Annotated in this window: 14 protein-coding genes; 6 read left to right on the top strand and 8 right to left on the bottom strand. The window is 63.7% G+C overall.

All coding sequences use genetic code 11. The annotated features are described in order from the left end of the window. The 4 genes from BFD71_RS27495 to BFD71_RS27480 form a co-directional block, all read right to left on the bottom strand. On the bottom strand, window positions 1-360 hold a 360-nt coding region (locus tag BFD71_RS27495), incomplete at its 3' end, for a helix-turn-helix domain-containing protein (protein ID WP_141710817.1). 574 nt (window positions 361-934) lie between these two features. After that, window positions 935-3,250: an outer membrane protein assembly factor BamA gene (gene bamA, locus BFD71_RS27490; RefSeq protein WP_083245500.1), complete on the bottom strand. Its 2,316-nt coding sequence runs from the start codon at window positions 3,248-3,250 to the stop codon at window positions 935-937. Between the two features lie 138 nt (window positions 3,251-3,388). Further along, window positions 3,389-3,787 carry a hypothetical protein gene (locus tag BFD71_RS27485; RefSeq protein WP_069267477.1) on the bottom strand — a complete coding sequence of 133 codons (399 nt, stop codon included), beginning with the start codon at window positions 3,785-3,787 and terminating at the stop codon, window positions 3,389-3,391. A gap of 244 nt (window positions 3,788-4,031) precedes the next feature. Then, window positions 4,032-4,769 (bottom strand): hypothetical protein, encoded by a 738-nt coding sequence (locus BFD71_RS27480; protein ID WP_069267476.1) that lies wholly within the window; start codon window positions 4,767-4,769, stop codon window positions 4,032-4,034. Window positions 4,770-4,841: 72 nt separating this feature from the next. On the opposite strand from BFD71_RS27480, the gene BFD71_RS27475 reads away from it, so the two are divergent. Continuing rightward, window positions 4,842-5,897: a phytoene/squalene synthase family protein gene (locus tag BFD71_RS27475; RefSeq protein ID WP_069267475.1), complete on the top strand. Its 1,056-nt coding sequence runs from the start codon at window positions 4,842-4,844 to the stop codon at window positions 5,895-5,897. 62 nt (window positions 5,898-5,959) lie between these two features. Here the strand turns inward: BFD71_RS27475 and mmsB are convergent, their stop codons facing one another. Together mmsB and BFD71_RS27465 are read right to left on the bottom strand one after the other, a co-directional pair. After that, complete coding sequence (gene mmsB / locus BFD71_RS27470; protein ID WP_069267474.1) at window positions 5,960-6,850, bottom strand: 3-hydroxyisobutyrate dehydrogenase; 891 nt, start codon at window positions 6,848-6,850, stop codon at window positions 5,960-5,962. Window positions 6,851-6,901: 51 nt separating this feature from the next. Then, window positions 6,902-8,428, bottom strand: coding sequence for a CoA-acylating methylmalonate-semialdehyde dehydrogenase (locus tag BFD71_RS27465; RefSeq protein WP_069267473.1), 1,527 nt, complete (start codon window positions 8,426-8,428; stop codon window positions 6,902-6,904). A gap of 345 nt (window positions 8,429-8,773) precedes the next feature. Between BFD71_RS27465 and BFD71_RS27460 the strand changes: the two genes are divergently transcribed. Continuing rightward, window positions 8,774-9,727, top strand: coding sequence for a LysR family transcriptional regulator (locus tag BFD71_RS27460; protein ID WP_069267472.1), 954 nt, complete (start codon window positions 8,774-8,776; stop codon window positions 9,725-9,727). Window positions 9,728-9,883: 156 nt separating this feature from the next. On the opposite strand, the gene BFD71_RS27455 is transcribed toward BFD71_RS27460, so the two are convergent. Both BFD71_RS27455 and BFD71_RS27450 read right to left on the bottom strand, forming a co-directional pair. Further along, a complete protein-coding gene (locus BFD71_RS27455) occupies window positions 9,884-10,282 on the bottom strand; it encodes a BON domain-containing protein (protein ID WP_069267471.1) in 399 nt (132 codons plus the stop codon). 481 nt (window positions 10,283-10,763) lie between these two features. Beyond that, window positions 10,764-11,645 carry a LysR substrate-binding domain-containing protein gene (locus tag BFD71_RS27450; RefSeq protein ID WP_069267470.1) on the bottom strand — a complete coding sequence of 294 codons (882 nt, stop codon included), beginning with the start codon at window positions 11,643-11,645 and terminating at the stop codon, window positions 10,764-10,766. A 106-nt stretch (window positions 11,646-11,751) separates the two neighbouring features. On the opposite strand from BFD71_RS27450, the gene BFD71_RS27445 reads away from it, so the two are divergent. The 4 genes from BFD71_RS27445 to BFD71_RS27430 all read left to right on the top strand — a co-directional run bounded on the left by BFD71_RS27445 (window position 11,752) and on the right by BFD71_RS27430 (window position 16,133). Then, window positions 11,752-12,999, top strand: coding sequence for an MFS transporter (locus BFD71_RS27445; protein ID WP_069267469.1), 1,248 nt, complete (start codon window positions 11,752-11,754; stop codon window positions 12,997-12,999). 290 nt (window positions 13,000-13,289) lie between these two features. After that, the gene (locus BFD71_RS27440; protein WP_069267468.1) at window positions 13,290-14,366 is read left to right on the top strand and encodes an ABC transporter substrate-binding protein; all 1,077 of its coding nucleotides are present in this window, start codon (window positions 13,290-13,292) and stop codon (window positions 14,364-14,366) included. A 21-nt stretch (window positions 14,367-14,387) separates the two neighbouring features. Continuing rightward, window positions 14,388-15,251 (top strand): ABC transporter permease, encoded by an 864-nt coding sequence (locus BFD71_RS27435; RefSeq protein WP_069267467.1) that lies wholly within the window; start codon window positions 14,388-14,390, stop codon window positions 15,249-15,251. A gap of 48 nt (window positions 15,252-15,299) precedes the next feature. Beyond that, window positions 15,300-16,133: an ABC transporter permease gene (locus BFD71_RS27430; RefSeq protein WP_069267466.1), complete on the top strand. Its 834-nt coding sequence runs from the start codon at window positions 15,300-15,302 to the stop codon at window positions 16,131-16,133. The last annotated feature ends 10 nt before the right edge of the window (window positions 16,134-16,143 follow it).

Raw genomic sequence — 16,143 nt, 5'->3', positions numbered from 1 at the left:
CAGGCCATGGCGGTGCAGGATGCCGGTCACCGTGCTCGGTGCGGGCACCGCGGTGTGGCCGAGATCCTCGAGGCGCCGCTTGATCTTGCGCCCGCCCCAGGCGGGATGTGCCTGGCGCAGTTCAACCACCTGCTGCTCGACTGTGGGTATGGTGCGCGCCGGACTCTGCAGGGGCCGGCGCGAGCGGTCCGCCAACGCCGTGGCGCCGTCATCCTGTGCATGCCGGGCAAGCCACTTGTAGCCGGTCTTCGGGCTGATGCCGAAACGCCGGCATAGTTCACGCCGGTTGGCGCCTTCCTGCAGGGCCAGATTCACGAATTCCAGACGCAGGTTCATGGTGTTTCTCGGGTTCCAGGGCATGAACGGCTCCAGGCGAATCACTCGCCCGAAGTGTTACCCATGTCCCCGCACACCTGTTACCCATGTTTCCGGTCCATACACGGCGGCAAAGAAAGTAGGCAAAGAAAGCCGCTCAAACCGCCTGCGCCTGCCACGGTTCACATCTCGACGTACACGGTGAATGGCTCCGGAGCGTCCGCCATCTCGCACCTTCAAAGTTAGTGACAAGGCGCTCTTCCTTCCGGCGGCGCTACGCGCGCCGAAGGGCATAACCTAAAACCATTGGTGCGCGTGCATTCTCGCGAATGCTCACGCGTGCCATCTGGTTTCCCATGCAGCCCCGACCGCAGCGCGCGTAGCGAGCAGCGGGATGAATGACTGCCTTGTCACTAAGTTGGGTGGTGCGAGGTGACAGACGCTCCGGAGCCATTCACCATGTACGTCGAGATGTGAACCGTGGCAGGCGCTAGCGGTTTGAGCGGCTTTCTTTGCCTACTTTCTTTGCCGCCGCAAAGAAAGTAGGTGCCGCCCCGCACAGGGGCAACGCCTGCATACCGCCACGAAAACAAGGAAAGGCCAAAGCCGCAAAAAAAACTCAGAACGAAGTCCCAATCTGAAACTGAAACTTCTGATACTGATCACCGGCGTGCCTGACGATCGGGAACCCCAGATCAAGCTTGAGCGGCCCGATCGGCGAGATCCATTCAAGCCCCGCGCCATAGCTGTAACGCAAGCCGTTCGCCCCGGTGCTGCTGCCTTCGGTACCCCACACATTACCGCCATCCACGAAAGTGAATACACGCAGCGTGCGGTCATACCCCGTGCCCGGCAGCGGAAACGTCAACTCGATATTCCCCACCACCATCTTCGAGCCGCCAATCGGATCGTTCGTCGTAGTGTCGCGCGGCCCGAGCGAACCCGACTCATAGCCGCGCACCGAACCGATACCGCCCGCGTAGTAGTTCTTGAAGATCGGATACGGCTTGCCACCCAAACCATTGCCGTAGCCACCCTGGAAGTTCAACCCCAGCACGAAGCCGCGCGCAAATGAGTAGTAATACTGCATTTGCGCATCGCCCTTGTAGTACTGCGTGCCCGCCGGCGTGCCGTATTCGGCATTGGCCTGCGCGTAGTAGCCGCGGCTCGGCACCAGCGCGCTGTCGCGGTTGTCGCGCGACCAGCCCACGGTAAGCGGCACCGTGTTCGAGACGCGGCCAAAATCGTTCACGTAGTCCTTATAGGTCTGCGGCGTGTTGGCATCGACATCGAGGCGGTCCTGCTCGACGCCGAGGCCGAAATACACCATGTCGGTCTCGGAGAACGGAATGCCGAACTTCATGTCCGCTCCATAGGAAATGATGCGAAAGCTCGTGTCGTTCGTGCTCGAGTAGTAAAGCGGCTCGGTCGTGCGGTAGTAGACGTCAGTAATGCGTTTGATGCCGTCCACCGTGAAATACGGATCGACCTGCGTGACCGAGAGCGTACGGTATGTCGTGGCCGTATTCACGTTTAGCGAGAGGCTGTTGCCCGAGCCGAACACATTGTCCTGCGAAATGCCCGCCGAGATGATCGGCCCTTCGCCCGAACCATAGCCGAGGCCCAGCGAAAGCGTGCCGGTGGGCTTCTCGGTCACTTTCACGTTCACGTCCACCTCGTCCGGCGTGCCTTCCACCGGCACCGTGGTCACGTCCACGTCGGTGAAGTAGCCAAGGCGGTTGACGCGATCCTTCGAGAGCGCGAGGCGGTTCGAATCGAACCACGAGCTTTCGAGCTGGCGCATTTCGCGGCGCACGACTTCGTCGCGCGTGCGTGTGTTGCCGGTGACGTTCACGCGCCGCACGTACACGCGGCGGCTCGGGTCGACCTGCAGCGTGAGCGCAACCGTGTGGTCCTTCTGGTCGATTTCCGGCAGCGCGTTCACGGTCGCGAACGCGTAGCCGTATTCGCCGAGCTTGTCGACGATCGCCTTGGTCGTGTCCTTGAGCTTTTGCGCCGAAAAGCGCTGCCCCGGCTTGACGCCCACGAGCTTCTTCAACTCGGCCTCGCGGTCGAGCAGATTGCCGGCCATCTTCACACTCGAGATCGTATAGGGCTCACCCTCGTGAATCCCGATCGTCAGGTACATGTCCTTCCTGTCGGGTGACAGCGAAACCTGCGTCGAATCGATATTGAACTCCAGATAGCCACGATCGAGATAGTACGAGCGCACGTTGTCGAGGTCACCCGTGAGCTTTTCCTTCGAGTACAGGTCGTTCTTCGTGTACCACGAGAACCAGTTCGGCGTGGAAAGCTGCATTTCATCGAGCAGCGTGCCGCCGCTGAACGTGTTGTTGCCGATGAAATTGATCTGGCGAATCTTCGCGCTCGGCCCTTCGACCACGGAAAACAGCAGCCCGACGCGATTGCGGTCGATCGGCGTGACCGTCGTCGTGACTTCGGCCGCATAGTAGCCGCGCGTGAGGTACTGGCGCTTGAGCTCCTGCTCCGCCTTGTCGACGAGCGCCTTGTCGTAGCTCTGGCCCGGCGCGAGCCCGACCGACTTGAGCGCCTTCGTCAAGTTATCCTTATCGAATTCCTTGATCCCCGCGAAATCGATCGTGCCGATGGCGGCCCGCTCCTGCACCTGCACGATCACGGTGCCGCCCTGCGTGGAAATGCGCACGTCGCTGAAGAGGCTCGTCGCGTAGAGCGCGCGAATGGCGTCGGAGGCCTTGTCGTCGGTGAAGGGCTCGCCCTGCTTGATCGGCAGATAGGCGAACACGGTGCCCGGCTCGATGCGCGTCAGCCCGTCGATGCGGATGTCCTGGACCACGAAGGGCTCGGTGGCGTGCGCCGCAGCGGTCACGCCGATGCCGAAGCCGGCGAGAGTCAGTGCGCGTGCATAGCGCGCCGTGGTAGTTGATGCCGTCATGCGGGAGGTCGAATGTGAAGCCAACGAAGGAGCCGTGAGAGTGCCGAATGCGCCATGACCGGCGCGAGACGCGCGCGGCCGGCATCCACGGATGCGGGGTGTACAACGAGTGCGCCAGGCGAGGCCGGCGCGCCACGCCTATTGCATGCTCGCGCGGCCAGGCAGGCGCATCTTCGCGAGCCCTGTTGCGAGCGAGAGCACCTCGGTCATGTGCACGGCCTGCGCAGGCTGCAGACGGAACGACAGTTCGGCGCCGCCAGGCAGACGAAAACTCACAACGAGATGCTGCACGTCGCCCGACTCGCGGCCGATCTCCCACGCCTCGCAAGGCATGGTGAATTTCACGCTCGCGGTCTTGTGGCGGATGCGCTCGGAGCGGCCAATCGCGTTGGAAAGCGCGGCGAGCAGTTCATGCATCACCGAGCAATGCAGCGCGACGCTATCCGGCTGATTGCCGTTCACCATCAGGTACTGGCCGTCCGCAGTCAGCTCGAAATCGCGCAGGGAATGAATGGCAAGAGCCGGGGACGAGGACATGTGCGGCGCTCCGTTACAAAAGCATCGGCGGAGTCTAGTGCGCTGGGCGCGGTGTGCGCGTTACCCCTGCATTACAGGGATTACTTTCATCAATATTGCGCTGGGGCCCTGTACGGTCGTTTCGCACGCACCCATTTCCGCGCTACGCCAATACCCTGCGTACATGCAGCGGCTTTCGATCTCCTCTCTCTCGCACACTGTCACGGTCACCTTGAAAAATTTTTGGTAACCGTACCGGTTACGTTCACTTTCTATCGGCAAACACCTCGACGCTCGCCTGTACCGCGAGTGCCTGTAAGGGAAAGCAAGACAAGAGATCGGCGAAGGCACCTGCGTGTTCGATACGCGCGAGCAGCATCGTGGCTGCGTCGTTGCGCACGCAGCCGTTACGGTCGAGAAATTGGCCCCAAAGCGAAAGCGCACGCAGGCGGGCGACGGGCTGCGCGCTTGCGATATAGGCCGCGGGAAATATCCGCCGGTAAGCGGGCACGTTGTACAGCCAGGAAGTGCCGTGGACGAGCACGTCGCTCGACCCGCGACCGCTTTCGCGCAGTTGCCCGCACAACTGGTCGATCAAGGTCCGCAACTCGCCTTGCCGCTCGGCAAGTTGCCGGGAATCGAGCGGCGACATGCCGTTGTCGGTTCGAGTATTGAAATGCAGGCGCACCCCGCCATGCGGTTCCTGCGCGTAAGAGAAACAGCCAGCCGTCTGGTCGACCGCAGGCGCCGCCTGATGCGTTGGGCAGCGCTGCAGGTAACGCCACGTCCACTCGCACTGCTCAGCAACGCTTGCGTGCTCATCGAGACCATCGAGATAGCCGGCCCACAGCGGGTGCGTGCGATCGAAGGTGCGTCCCGCGCCGAAGCGCACATAAAGATTCGTGCAGTCGAGCAACGCCGCCGCGAGCGGGATGTCCGCGAGGCGCGCCGCCGTGCGCGCGAAACGCACCTGGAGGTCGTAAAACGCGCGTTCGGGTCTCAACGGGCCTAGTCTCCTTCGTCCACGATACAATGCGGCTGCGTTCGATCCGTCCCCCCGCTGCCCCTATCCGACATGCAGAATACTACCCGGGCCTTCCTGTTGGGCCCGTTGCTCAAAGGCGTTTCCCGTTCGTTCTACCTCACGATGCGCGTGCTGCCCGCCGGCATGCGCGACCCCGTGGGCGAAGCCTATCTGCTCGCGCGCGCCGCCGACACCATTGCCGACACCGCGCTGATCCCGCCCGAGCGGCGGCTCGCCCTGCTGCTCGCGCTGCGCGAGCGCGTGAACGGCGCGACGAACCATGACACCCTGCTCGCCGATCTCGCGGGAGAGGTCGCGGGCCAGCAAACGCAATCGGACGAGAAGCTGCTGCTCGAATCGCTGGGCAGCGCGCTCGACGTGCTCGCGCAACTCGACCAAGCCGACCGCCAGGCCGTGCGCGCGATCGTCACGACGCTCACCGAAGGCATGGAATTCGATCTACGCACGTTCCCCGACGAGCGCTCGGGCCAGGTGGCCGCGCTCAACACGTGGGACGAACTCGACCGCTACACCTATCTCGTGGCGGGTTGCGTAGGCGAGTTCTGGACGAAGATGACCTACATGCACTTGCCCGGCACGCTCGCGCCCTCGCTGGAACAAACCATGTACACGCGCGGCATCCGCTTCGGCAAGGCGTTGCAGATGGTGAACGTGCTGCGGGACTGCGGCAAGGATCTGCGCATTGGCCGCTGCTATCTGCCCGCTTCGATGCTGGCCCAGGCGGGGCTCACCGCGCAGGACCTGATGCAGCCCGGCGCCTCGGCGCGCGCACGGCCGATCATGCTCGAACTCGTGCGTATCTCGCTCGATCATTTCCGCGCGGCCATCGACTATACGTTCGCGCTGCCGCGCTTTTCGGTGCGTCTGCGGCTCGCCTGCCTGTGGCCCATTCTCATCGGCCTCGAAACGCTCGAACGCCTCGTCGACAACGACGACTGGCTCGATCCCGCGAAGACCTCGAAGGTCACGCGCAACGATGTCTATCGCATTCTTGCCTGCTCCACCGCGCTCGCGCCTTCGAACGCGCTGCTCCGTGTCTGGTTCAAGCGGCTCTTCACGCGTGTCGAGGCGCGCATCAAGGCCTGAAAAGTACGGTCAAAAAAAAGCGCGCTTCGCAGCGCGCCTTTCGCGACTCGAAACAACGCGCCTCAACTTTTCTCCGCGCGATACAGCTTGATGATCGCCGAGAAGTCGAGCTTGCCGTCGCCGTGGCTGCTCATCGCCTGATACAGTTGCTGCGCAAGCGCCCCCATGTACGCGGGCTGATGCACACCTTTGGCAGCGTCGGTGGCGAGACCCAGGTCCTTGAGCATGAGGTCCGTGCCGAAACCGCCTGTGTAGCCGCGCGAAGAAGGCGCCGTCTCGATCACGCCCGGATACGGGTTGTACGTATCCGAACTCCAGCAGCGGCCTGTGGACGTGTTCATGATGCCGCCCAGCACTTTCGGATCGATGCCGAGCGCCTCGCCCAGCGCCATCGCTTCGGCCACCCCGGCCATCGTGACGCCCAGCACGAGGTTGTTGCAGATCTTCGCCACCTGCCCCGTGCCCGTCTCGCCGCAATGGACGATGTTCTTGCCCATGCCCAGGAGCACCGGCTTCACGCTCTCGTAGTGCGCGGCGCTGCCGCCCACCATGAAGGTGAGCGTGCCCGCCGCCGCGCCGCCCGTGCCGCCCGACACCGGCGCATCGACGAACGCGTTCCCCTGCGCCTGCGCCAGCTTCGCGAACTCCTTGACGCTCGCGGGATCGATCGTGCTCGAATCGATGATCGTCACGCCCTTCCCAACGCCCGCCAGCACGCCGTCTTCCGCAGTGAGCACGCTTCGCACGTGTGCCGCAGCGGGCAGCATCGTGATGACCCACTCCGCGCCGCTTGCCGCCGCCTTCGCCGATGCGGCCTTCTGCGCACCGGCCTCGGCGAGCGCTTGCATCGCGCTCGCGCTCAAGTCGAACACCGTCACCGTATGTCCCGCCTTGAGCAGGTTGAGCGCCATCGGCGCGCCCATGTGGCCCAGCCCGACAAATCCGATTTTCATGAGCCTTTCTCCCTTATTGTTCAGTACTCCATGTTTATCGCGGGCAGCGCTTCAGCGCAGGCTGATCGTCGTGTTCACGCCGTCGCTCACGGTCGCGTCGTCGAACCAGCGCGTGGTGACCGTCTTGGTCTGCGTGTAGAACTGCACGACCTGCTTGCCGTACGGGCCCAGGTCGCCGAGCTTCGAGCCGCGCGAACCCGTGAAGCTGAAATACGGCACCGGCACCGGAATCGGAATGTTGATGCCGACCTGGCCAATGTCGATCTCGCTCTGGAACTTGCGCGCCGCCGCGCCGCTCTGCGTGAAGAGGCCCACGCCGTTGCCGAACGGATTCGCATTGACGATGGCGATCGCTTCATCGAGCGTCTTCGCCGTGAGCACCACGAGCACCGGCCCGAAGATCTCGTTCGTGTAGATGTCCATGTCGGTCTTCACGTTCGTGAACACCGTGGGGCCGACGAAGTTGCCGTTCTCGTAGCCGGGCACCTTCACGTCGCGGCCATCCAGTGCGAGCGTTGCGCCTTGTTTCACGCCCGAGTCGATCAGGCCGAGAATGCGCGTTTTTGCGGTGCGCGAAACGACCGGTCCGACGTCGGTCTTCGCCTCATGGCCCGCATTGACCTTGAGGGTCTTCGCCTTTTCCACCAGCTCGTCCACCCATTGCTGCGCGGCGCCCACGAACACGGCCACCGAAGTCGCCATGCAGCGCTGACCGGCCGCGCCGAACGCCGCGCCGACCAGCGCATTGAGCGCCTGCTCGCGATTCGCATCGGGCAGCACGACAGCGTGATTCTTCGCGCCCATCATCGACTGCACGCGCTTGCCGTGTTCGCTGCCCAGACGATAGACGTGCGTACCCACGGCCGTCGAGCCGACGAACGAAATCGCCTTCACGAGGTCGTGTGTGCAGATCGCATCGACGACTTCCTTGCCGCCGTGCACGACGTTGAGCACGCCCTTCGGAATACCCGCTTCGATGGCGAGTTCGACGAGCTGCATGGTCGAGAGCGGGTCCTGCTCCGAAGGCTTGAGCACGAACGTATTGCCGCAAACGATCGCCATCGGGAACATCCACAGCGGAATCATCGCAGGGAAGTTGAACGGCGTGATGCCGGCACACACGCCTAGCGGCTGCTGCAGCGTATAGGTGTCCACGCCGCCCGCGACGTTCTCTGCGAAGCCGCCTTGCTGCAGCGTGCCGATCGAGCAGGCGTGCTCGACCACTTCCAGGCCGCGGAAAATGTCGCCCTCGGCGTCGGGCAGCGTCTTGCCCTGCTCGGCGGTGAGCGTCTGCGCGATGCGCGGCATATGCTCGCGAATCAAGGCCTGCAGTTTGAGCATGATGCGCAGGCGCGCGCCGAGCGGCGTGTTCTTCCACGTGGCGAACGCGGCGTGCGCGGCCTTCACGGCCCGATCCACTTCCTCGACGGTCGCGAACGGCACGCGCGCGAGCACTTCCTGGGTGGCCGGATTGACGATGTCGCGCCATTCCTTCGTTTTCGATTCGACGAACTCGCCGTCGATGAGCAGCTTGACGGTGGAAACGTGCGCGTTGGATGCCTGGGTCACTGCGTTCATCGTGAACTCTCCCTGATGGATTCGAACGGGCCGGCCGTGGCCGGATATAGCGAAATATGCGGAGTCGGCGAAATCTTCAATCGCAGCACGCACGCAAGCACGCTGTGCAAATGCATGCGGACATATCGAGCGTGCCGGGAATGGAGCCGGGCGAGGTAAAGGAGAGTCCTGCTGAGCACGGACGCGCCTGTGTGCATGCCTGCGGCGCCCGCGCGGGGAACGACTGCATTTGCATCGTCTGTCTCCATCCTTGTTGTCCTGCGACCGTGTCTGTTTCAGTCGCCTTGTCCAACGAGTATAGTTATTCGAATATCCACGGCATAGAGATGAAAAAGCCCATCCGATATGCAAAAAAACACAACGAGCAGCATGGAGACACTGAACTGGGACGATCTGCGCTACTTCCTGGAAGTCGCTCGCACGCAGCGTGCGAGCGGCGCCGCGAAGCGCCTGGGCGTCGACCACACTACCGTTGCACGCCGGGTGCGCGAGCTGGAGGCAGCGCTAGGCACTGTCCTGTTCGACAAATCGCGTTCGGGCGGCTTCGTGCTGACGGCCGAAGGCCAGCGGCTGCTGGCCTACGCGGATGCGGTGGAAACCACGGTGCAATCGGCCAGCGAGCAGTTCGCGATCGGCGCGCAGTCGCTCTCGGGCCATGTGCGCGTGGGTTCGACGGAGGGTTTCGGCTGCTTCTTTCTTGCCCCGCAGTTGGCGCGCTTCACGGGCCAGCATCCCGACATGTCGATCGACCTCTTGCCGGTGCCGCATTTCGTGAGCCTTTCGAAGCGCGAGGCCGACCTCGCGATCATGCTGGAACGCCCCGAGCGCGGACAGTACGTCTACACGAAGCTATGCGACTATCGGTTGCGCCTGTACGGCACGCCGGCCTATCTCGAGCGCCACGCGCGCATACGCACACCCGCCGATCTGCGCAATCACGCCTTCATCAGCTATGTCGCCGATCTGGCGTTCAGCCACGAACTGCTCTATCTCGAACGCACAGCGCCGAACGTGAGCGCAAACCTGTGCAGCACCAGCGTGATCGCGCAATACCATGCTGCGCTGCAGGGCAGCGCGCTCGCCATCCTGCCTTGCTTCATGGCCGAACCGGACCCACGCCTCGTGTCGATCCTGCCCGACGAAGTCGTGGTGACGCGGCGCTTCTGGCTGTGCAGCCGCGAGGACTTGCGCAAGCTGCGGCGCATCACGTCGCTCTGGGACTATCTGCGCGCAGCCGCCGACGCCAATCGCCCGCTGCTGATGGGCGAATCGCCGGAAATGCATTACGTCGAGCCGTGAGCGCAAAGCGCTTTACAGTGTCGATAAGCAATTAAAAAGCCGCACATGCAGTCCACGAACGGGACTGCATGTGCGGCCTTCAGGAAGGAAGACACCCGCTCCGGCGTCGCCGCCCGCACCTCGAAGGGCGATGGGCGCGCGCCGGCTAGCCAATGCTCAGGTCCCAACCGGGCGGATGGTCAGCGCGTTGCGCACCGACGTCACGCCTTCGACGCCCTTGGCGACATCGCCAGCGCGCTGGATCTGCGACGCATCGGGCACGGTGCCTTGCAGCGTGACGGCGCCGTCTTTCGCACGCACGGTGATGTTGGAGACGCTCACGTTCTTTTCACGCGCCAGCGCCGCACGGACCTTGCGGCCGAGCGCGCGGTTCGCTGCACGTGCCTGACGCAATGCTGCCTTCGATTGATTGACGTTGTGCTGGGCTGCGGCCGTCGGACCGCTGGCAGGGGTTTCTGCGGCCGCCGGGGCCGAAGCGTCCTGCGCGTAGACCTGGAACGAGGCCGCCACGAGTGCCGTGGCTGCGGCAAGCTTGAACATCTGAATAGCCTTCATGCAGTTTCTCCTGTTGTCAGTCTTATTGCAGGCCCAGGAATGGGCCGTTAACTACACCATTGACTACAAAACATTCACGCGCCAAACGGCGATGGGGAGTAACAATACCGCAACTATTTCATTCTTGACACGAAGCGTGCCCAACCTGTGATTCCACGCCACACTTCCTGGCGCTTTCCGCAGACGAATACAGTTGATAGTCCAAATAGTGAAGCCATTGCGCTAGACGGCAATTGAATCGCTTCAAAGCCCGCTTTACAGTCCATTCACCGGCGTTTCATTGCCGTTTTTAAACGTCCGGCGCAATGCTTTCAGCCATGATCCGCTTTGGTGCATGCGATATGAATACAATGACTAATCGCGTAATCCAGAGCGGGATTGAGCCGCTTTATTCAAACAGCAACGCGCATCACTCAAGTAGCGTTGACAATACGATCAGCGGTTAACCCGAATACCCATTGCGCAATACGAGAGGCCGGTATCAATTGGCCAATTGCGCCTTTATCCATCGATAGAACTGCTGGATCGCCGCTTCGCGCGGATGCCCTTCTCGCCACGTGAAGTAATAGTCGAGCGAGGCCGGAATGCGGACCTGCCCCAACTGCACCAGCTCACCGCGCTCGATGAAACCGCGTGCGAGCTGCAGGCGCGCCGTAGCCACCCCTTGCCCGGCCACCGTTGCCTGCAGCAGCAGGCCCGCGTCGTCGAACACCGGTCCGCGCTCTGGTTCGTCGCCGGCCACGCCCGCGGCTTCGAAGAAGTCGCGCCACGAGCGGCGCGAAAAACGCAGGAGCGGCATGCTCGCGAGACCTTCCATGCGAAAGTCGGGATGACGTGCGAGCAAGGCCGGACTGCATACCGCAACGACCTGGTCGTCCAGCAGCTTGCGGATCTGGAAGCCGGGCTCGTCGACCCGCCGATGCCAGATGCCGATGTCGAAAGGATAGGGGTCGGGCGGCGTCACGTCGGCGTGCATGCGCAGCGAGAGGTCGACCATGGGGTGGCGATCGTAGAAGTCGCCCAGGCGCGGAATCAGCCAGACAGATGCGAAATCGGACATTACGCTCAGTTCCAGCCGCGTGACGCCGCTCACGCCGGGGCGCGTGGCGTCGAGCGCATCGCGCAGGTCGTCCAGACTGCGGCGCACGCGCTCGGCCAGCTGCGCGCCCGCCGCCGTGGGGATCATGCGGCTGCCCGCGCGGCGGAACAGCTCGACGCCCAGTTCCGTTTCGAGCGCGCGCAGGTGATGGCTCACGGCGCTGTGCGTCAAATGTAATTCTTCCGCGGCACGGCTGAAACTGCGGCGCCGCGCAGCGGCTTCAAGGGCGCGCAGCGCCTGCAAAGGAGGGAGAGGTCGGGCCATGACGTCAAATTCTACTCACAATGCCGTCTGAAATCTCTCGCTGGCCTCCCAAACGGCAATCGCCAATAATCGACAGCCAGGCATTCAATCCGCTTTCGCCCCCAACATGACCTCACTCAGACTGCGCGTATTCGCCGTATTCGCGCTCGGCTACTTCATTTCGTATCTGTTTCGCGGCGTCAATCTCGGCTTCGCGCCGTTTCTCTCGCGTGAAATGGGCTTCACGGCGACCGATCTCGGCACGCTCACGAGCCTTTATTTCCTCGGCTTCGCGGGCGCGCAAATTCCGGGCGGCGTGCTGCTCGACCATTACGGCCCGCGCCGCGTCACCGCGTGCGTCATGCTCGTGGCGGCGGCGGGTGCGTTGATCTTCGGCGTCTCGCACAACATGGCCGCAATGATGGTGGGCCGGCTGCTGATCGGCGTGGGCGTGTCGGTGTGCCTCGGCGGCGCGTTCAAAGCCACCGCGCAGCACTTTCCCGTGGCGCAGCTCACGCTCGTGAACGGCCTCGTGATGGCCGTGGGCGGCCTGGGCGGCGTGGCCGTGGGCGCCCCGCTCTCGTGGCTGCTCTCGATCGCGCCCTGGCGCGCGGTGAGCATCGGGCTCGCGGTGCTGACGGTGCTCGTGGCCGCCATCATCTGGATTGGCGGGCCGCGTACGCGCGACACCCACCACCAGGCGAGCGTGATCGAGCAGTTCAAGGGCACCGCGCATATCCTGTGCAGCCATGCATTCTGGAAGACCGCAACGTTCTCGGGCCTCACCCAGGCCGTGTTTTACGCCATGCAGTCGTTGTGGGTCGGCGCGTTTCTGCGCGACGTCGTGCCGGCCGGCACCGCCGATGTCGGCGCGCGCGCGGCCTCGCTCGTTTCCGTGCTGGGCGGCGCTTTCATTGTCGGCAACATCGGCTTTGGCGCGCTCGCGCGCAGCTTCGAGCGGCGCGGCGTGAGCGTCCAGCTCTTTTCCGGCGTCACGATGCTTGTGTTCGTGCTCGTGCAAGCCTTGCTCGCGGCGCGCGTGCCGCTTCCCGCGTCGCTGCTTTGGGCGGCTTACGGCGCGTTCGGGGGCACCGGCATCCTCACGTATGCCGTGCTCGCCGAATATTTCCCGCCGCGTCTGATCGGCCGCGTGAACACCACGTTCACGCTCGTCATCTTCATCGGCATCTTCCTGCTGCAGATCGCGATCGGCGCCGCGCTCGCACACTGGCCCGCACTCGACGGCCACTACCCCGCGGTCGCGCATCAGACCGTGTGGGCCGTACTCGTCGGTCTGCAAGTACTCTGCGCCGTGTGGTACTTCATGCCGTCGCGGCGTGCCGCTGCACCGCGCCACGCGGTCGAAACACCTTAAGGCGCGCTTTCACACACCGCACCGCGCCCCGACGCGCGGTGCGGCTTTGCGCTTCTGCTCACATCGATAGCACGATTTCTTCCTACTGCACGGGCCACGTTCCACTACTATGAATGCGCCCTGCCGTTCACCTTCCCCGAAAAGCGCAGCGCCTTTGTCGAGAAATGCAAATCTCGAATCATTGGTTGTCCTCATCGGCAAACCCGGAAAAGAATGACCCAACGGCAACGACAGCGAAGCAAGCTCGCCAGTCCGCGCACCCCGTTTCGTCACCCAGATCCGACCTGCCCATGCGTTCACATCGCGTACTGCAGTACCTGCCGCAGTTTCTGATTTTTGCTGCGCTTTCGTTCGTCTCCCTGCATGCTGCGGCCGAGAAGCCCGCCGTGATCCGCATCGGCGTCGCGCAGCAAGGCGCGGGCGACCCGCCCACTTTCGGCGGTTCGACCGCTGCCACAGTGCGCGGCCAGCAGTTGCTCGAAAAGGAATTCGCCGCCGACGGCATCAAGGTCGAGTGGCTCTTCTTCAAAGGCGCGGGTCCGGCAGTGAACGAGGCCATTGCCAACAATGCACTCGACTTCGCGTATCAAGGCGACCTGCCCTCGGTGCTCGCGCGCGCCAACGGCCTCAAGACCCGCATCCTGCTGGAGTCGGGCGTGCGCTCCGGCGTGAAAGTGGGTGTGCCCGCCGATTCCGACATCAAATCGATCAAGGACCTCAAGGACCGGCGCGTCGCCATTTTTCGCGGCACGAATCTGCAACTCGTGGCCGACAACGCGCTCGCGGAGAACCAGCTCGACGAGCGCGCGCTACGGGTGATCAACCTCGACAACGCAAGTTCGCTCGCGGCGCTCGCATCGAAAGGCATCGACGCCTCGGTGAACGACTATCACCTTTACCGGCTGCGCGATCAGGGGCTCGTTCGCATCGTCTACGAATCGCAGCATGACGGCCCGCAATTGACGCGCCAGGCGCATCTGCTCGTGCTCGACGGCTTCGAGAAGGCACACCCCGACATCGTGCAACGCGTGGTCAATGTCTTCGTGCAGGCGGCGCAATGGTCGTCCGATGAAGCAAACCGCGACGCGCTCTTCAAGCTCTGGGCGAAGAGCGGCGTGAGCTATTCGTCCTGGCAAGCCGAATTCGGCGACCAGCCGCTGAAGTACCGCAATTCGCCGCTGATCGATCCGTTCATCGTGGCGCGCTACAAAGCCGTTGCGCAGGACGCGTTGCGCCTGAAGCTGATCCGCCAGCCCGTGGACGTCGATTCGTGGTTCGAGCCGCGCTATCTCGACAACGCGCTGCGTGCGCAAAAGCTCGAACACTACTGGACCCGCTACGACGCCGCCGGCAAGCCGCTGGGCTGAGCACGCGAGAGGAGCCGCATCATGACGGAAACCGCGATCACGATTGCTTCGGACGCGCCGCGTGCAGCAACACCACGTTTCGACACGACGAGCGCGCACGTGCGCTGGCGCAGCGTACTGCGCGCATGCACCTGGCATCTCGCGCCCTGGCTGCTGCCTGCAATGCTGTATCTGCTGTGGAGCGTCGGCTGCGCGCGTGGCTGGATCGCACCGCAAATCCTGCCTGCGCCGCAGCGCGTTTATGAAACCTTCGTCGACCTCGCCCAGAGTGGCGAGCTTGCGCGCAATACGCTGATCAGCCTGCAACGCGTGCTGCTGGGCTTCGCCGGCGGCACCGCGCTCGGGTTCCTGATCGGCGGTGCGCTCGGGCTCTCCCGCACACTCGAAGCGTGGGTGCTGCCCAGCTTCAACGCGATCGTGCAGATTCCCGTGCTCGGCTGGCTGCCCTTTCTGCTGTTGCTCGTCGGCGTGGGCGAGCCGCTCAAGTATTTGCTCATCGCTCACGCGGCGCTCGTGCCCGTCACGCTCAGCACCATGCAGGGCTTTCGGCAGACACCCGCTGCACTCGATGAAGTCGCGCGCGTGTTCGCCTACACCCGCTGGCAACGCATCGTGAGGCTCGTGCTGCCCGCGGCGATTCCGACGCTCGCCACCGGCGTGCGCCTGGCCTTCACGAAGGCGTGGCTCGCGCTCGTCGTCGTCGAGCTCGTGGCGTCCTCGGAAGGCCTCGGCTATCTGATCGTATATGGCCGCCAGCTCTTTCAGCTCGATCTCGTGATGGCGTCAGTGGTCGTGGTGGGCGCGGTCGGCCTCGTCATCAATCGTCTGCTCGATGTGCTCGAGCGACGTTTGCGGCGCGGCACGCCTTCGGCGTTTCGCGGCTGACGCTGACGATGAATAACTGCCGCCATTGAGGACAAGGGAGAATTCGCCATGAAGATATCGCTTGCACGAGCATCCGCGCGTCCCGATTGCGCCTGTGACGCGGCCACCGAAGCGAGGCCGCGCCGCACTGTCGATTTACGTGGCGCCGCCCTGCCCCTCGTCGCCATCGCGCTGTGGTGGGCCTTGAGCGCCTCGCATCTCGTGAAAAGCGGCCTGCTCGTGAGTCCCGGCGATGTGATTCGCACCGCTTATGAACAAATCGAAAGCGGTGCATTGTTCCGCGCGCTTTCGGCGTCGCTTGCCCGCGAAGCCTGCGGCTTTGCCATCGGCGCGTCGGCGGGGTTCCTGCTGGGCGGCGCGCTGGGTCTTTCGCGCATCGCCGCACGCGTCGTGGGGCCGAGCTTCGACACCTTCAAGCAGATCTCGCTGTTCGCATGGATTCCGCTCATTTCCGTATGGTTCGGGCTCGGCGACGCCGCCAAGGTGGTCTTCCTTTCGCTCGCGGCGCTGCTCCCGGTTGCCGCCCATACGTGTGACGGCATTCACGCCGTGCCACGCAAATACGTCGAACTCGCGCGGGCGTTGCGCTATTCGCGCCTGCAGCTTGTCCGCTACGTGCTGTTGCCCGCCGCGCTGCCCTCTATTTTTACGGGCCTTTATCTCGCGCTCATCTATTCGTGGCTCGCCACGCTCGGCGCGGAGTATCTGCTCGTGGCGGGCAGCGGCATCGGCAATCTTCTGATCGACGGCAGCGAGCAGTTCCGCATGGACCTCGTGCTGTTCGGCATCGTCGTCGTGGGCGCGATCGGCTGGGCGCTCAATGCGCTCGCTCGGCGCGTGGAGCGAACGGTGCTGGCGCGGCTGCACATCACCGCCCAATGATCCGGACTAC

The organism is Paraburkholderia nodosa, assembly GCF_001718195.1.
Taxonomy (GTDB): domain Bacteria; phylum Pseudomonadota; class Gammaproteobacteria; order Burkholderiales; family Burkholderiaceae; genus Paraburkholderia; species Paraburkholderia nodosa_A.
Note: the sequence above shows the minus strand (reverse complement) of the source record. Positions and strands in the feature narration are given on the sequence as shown.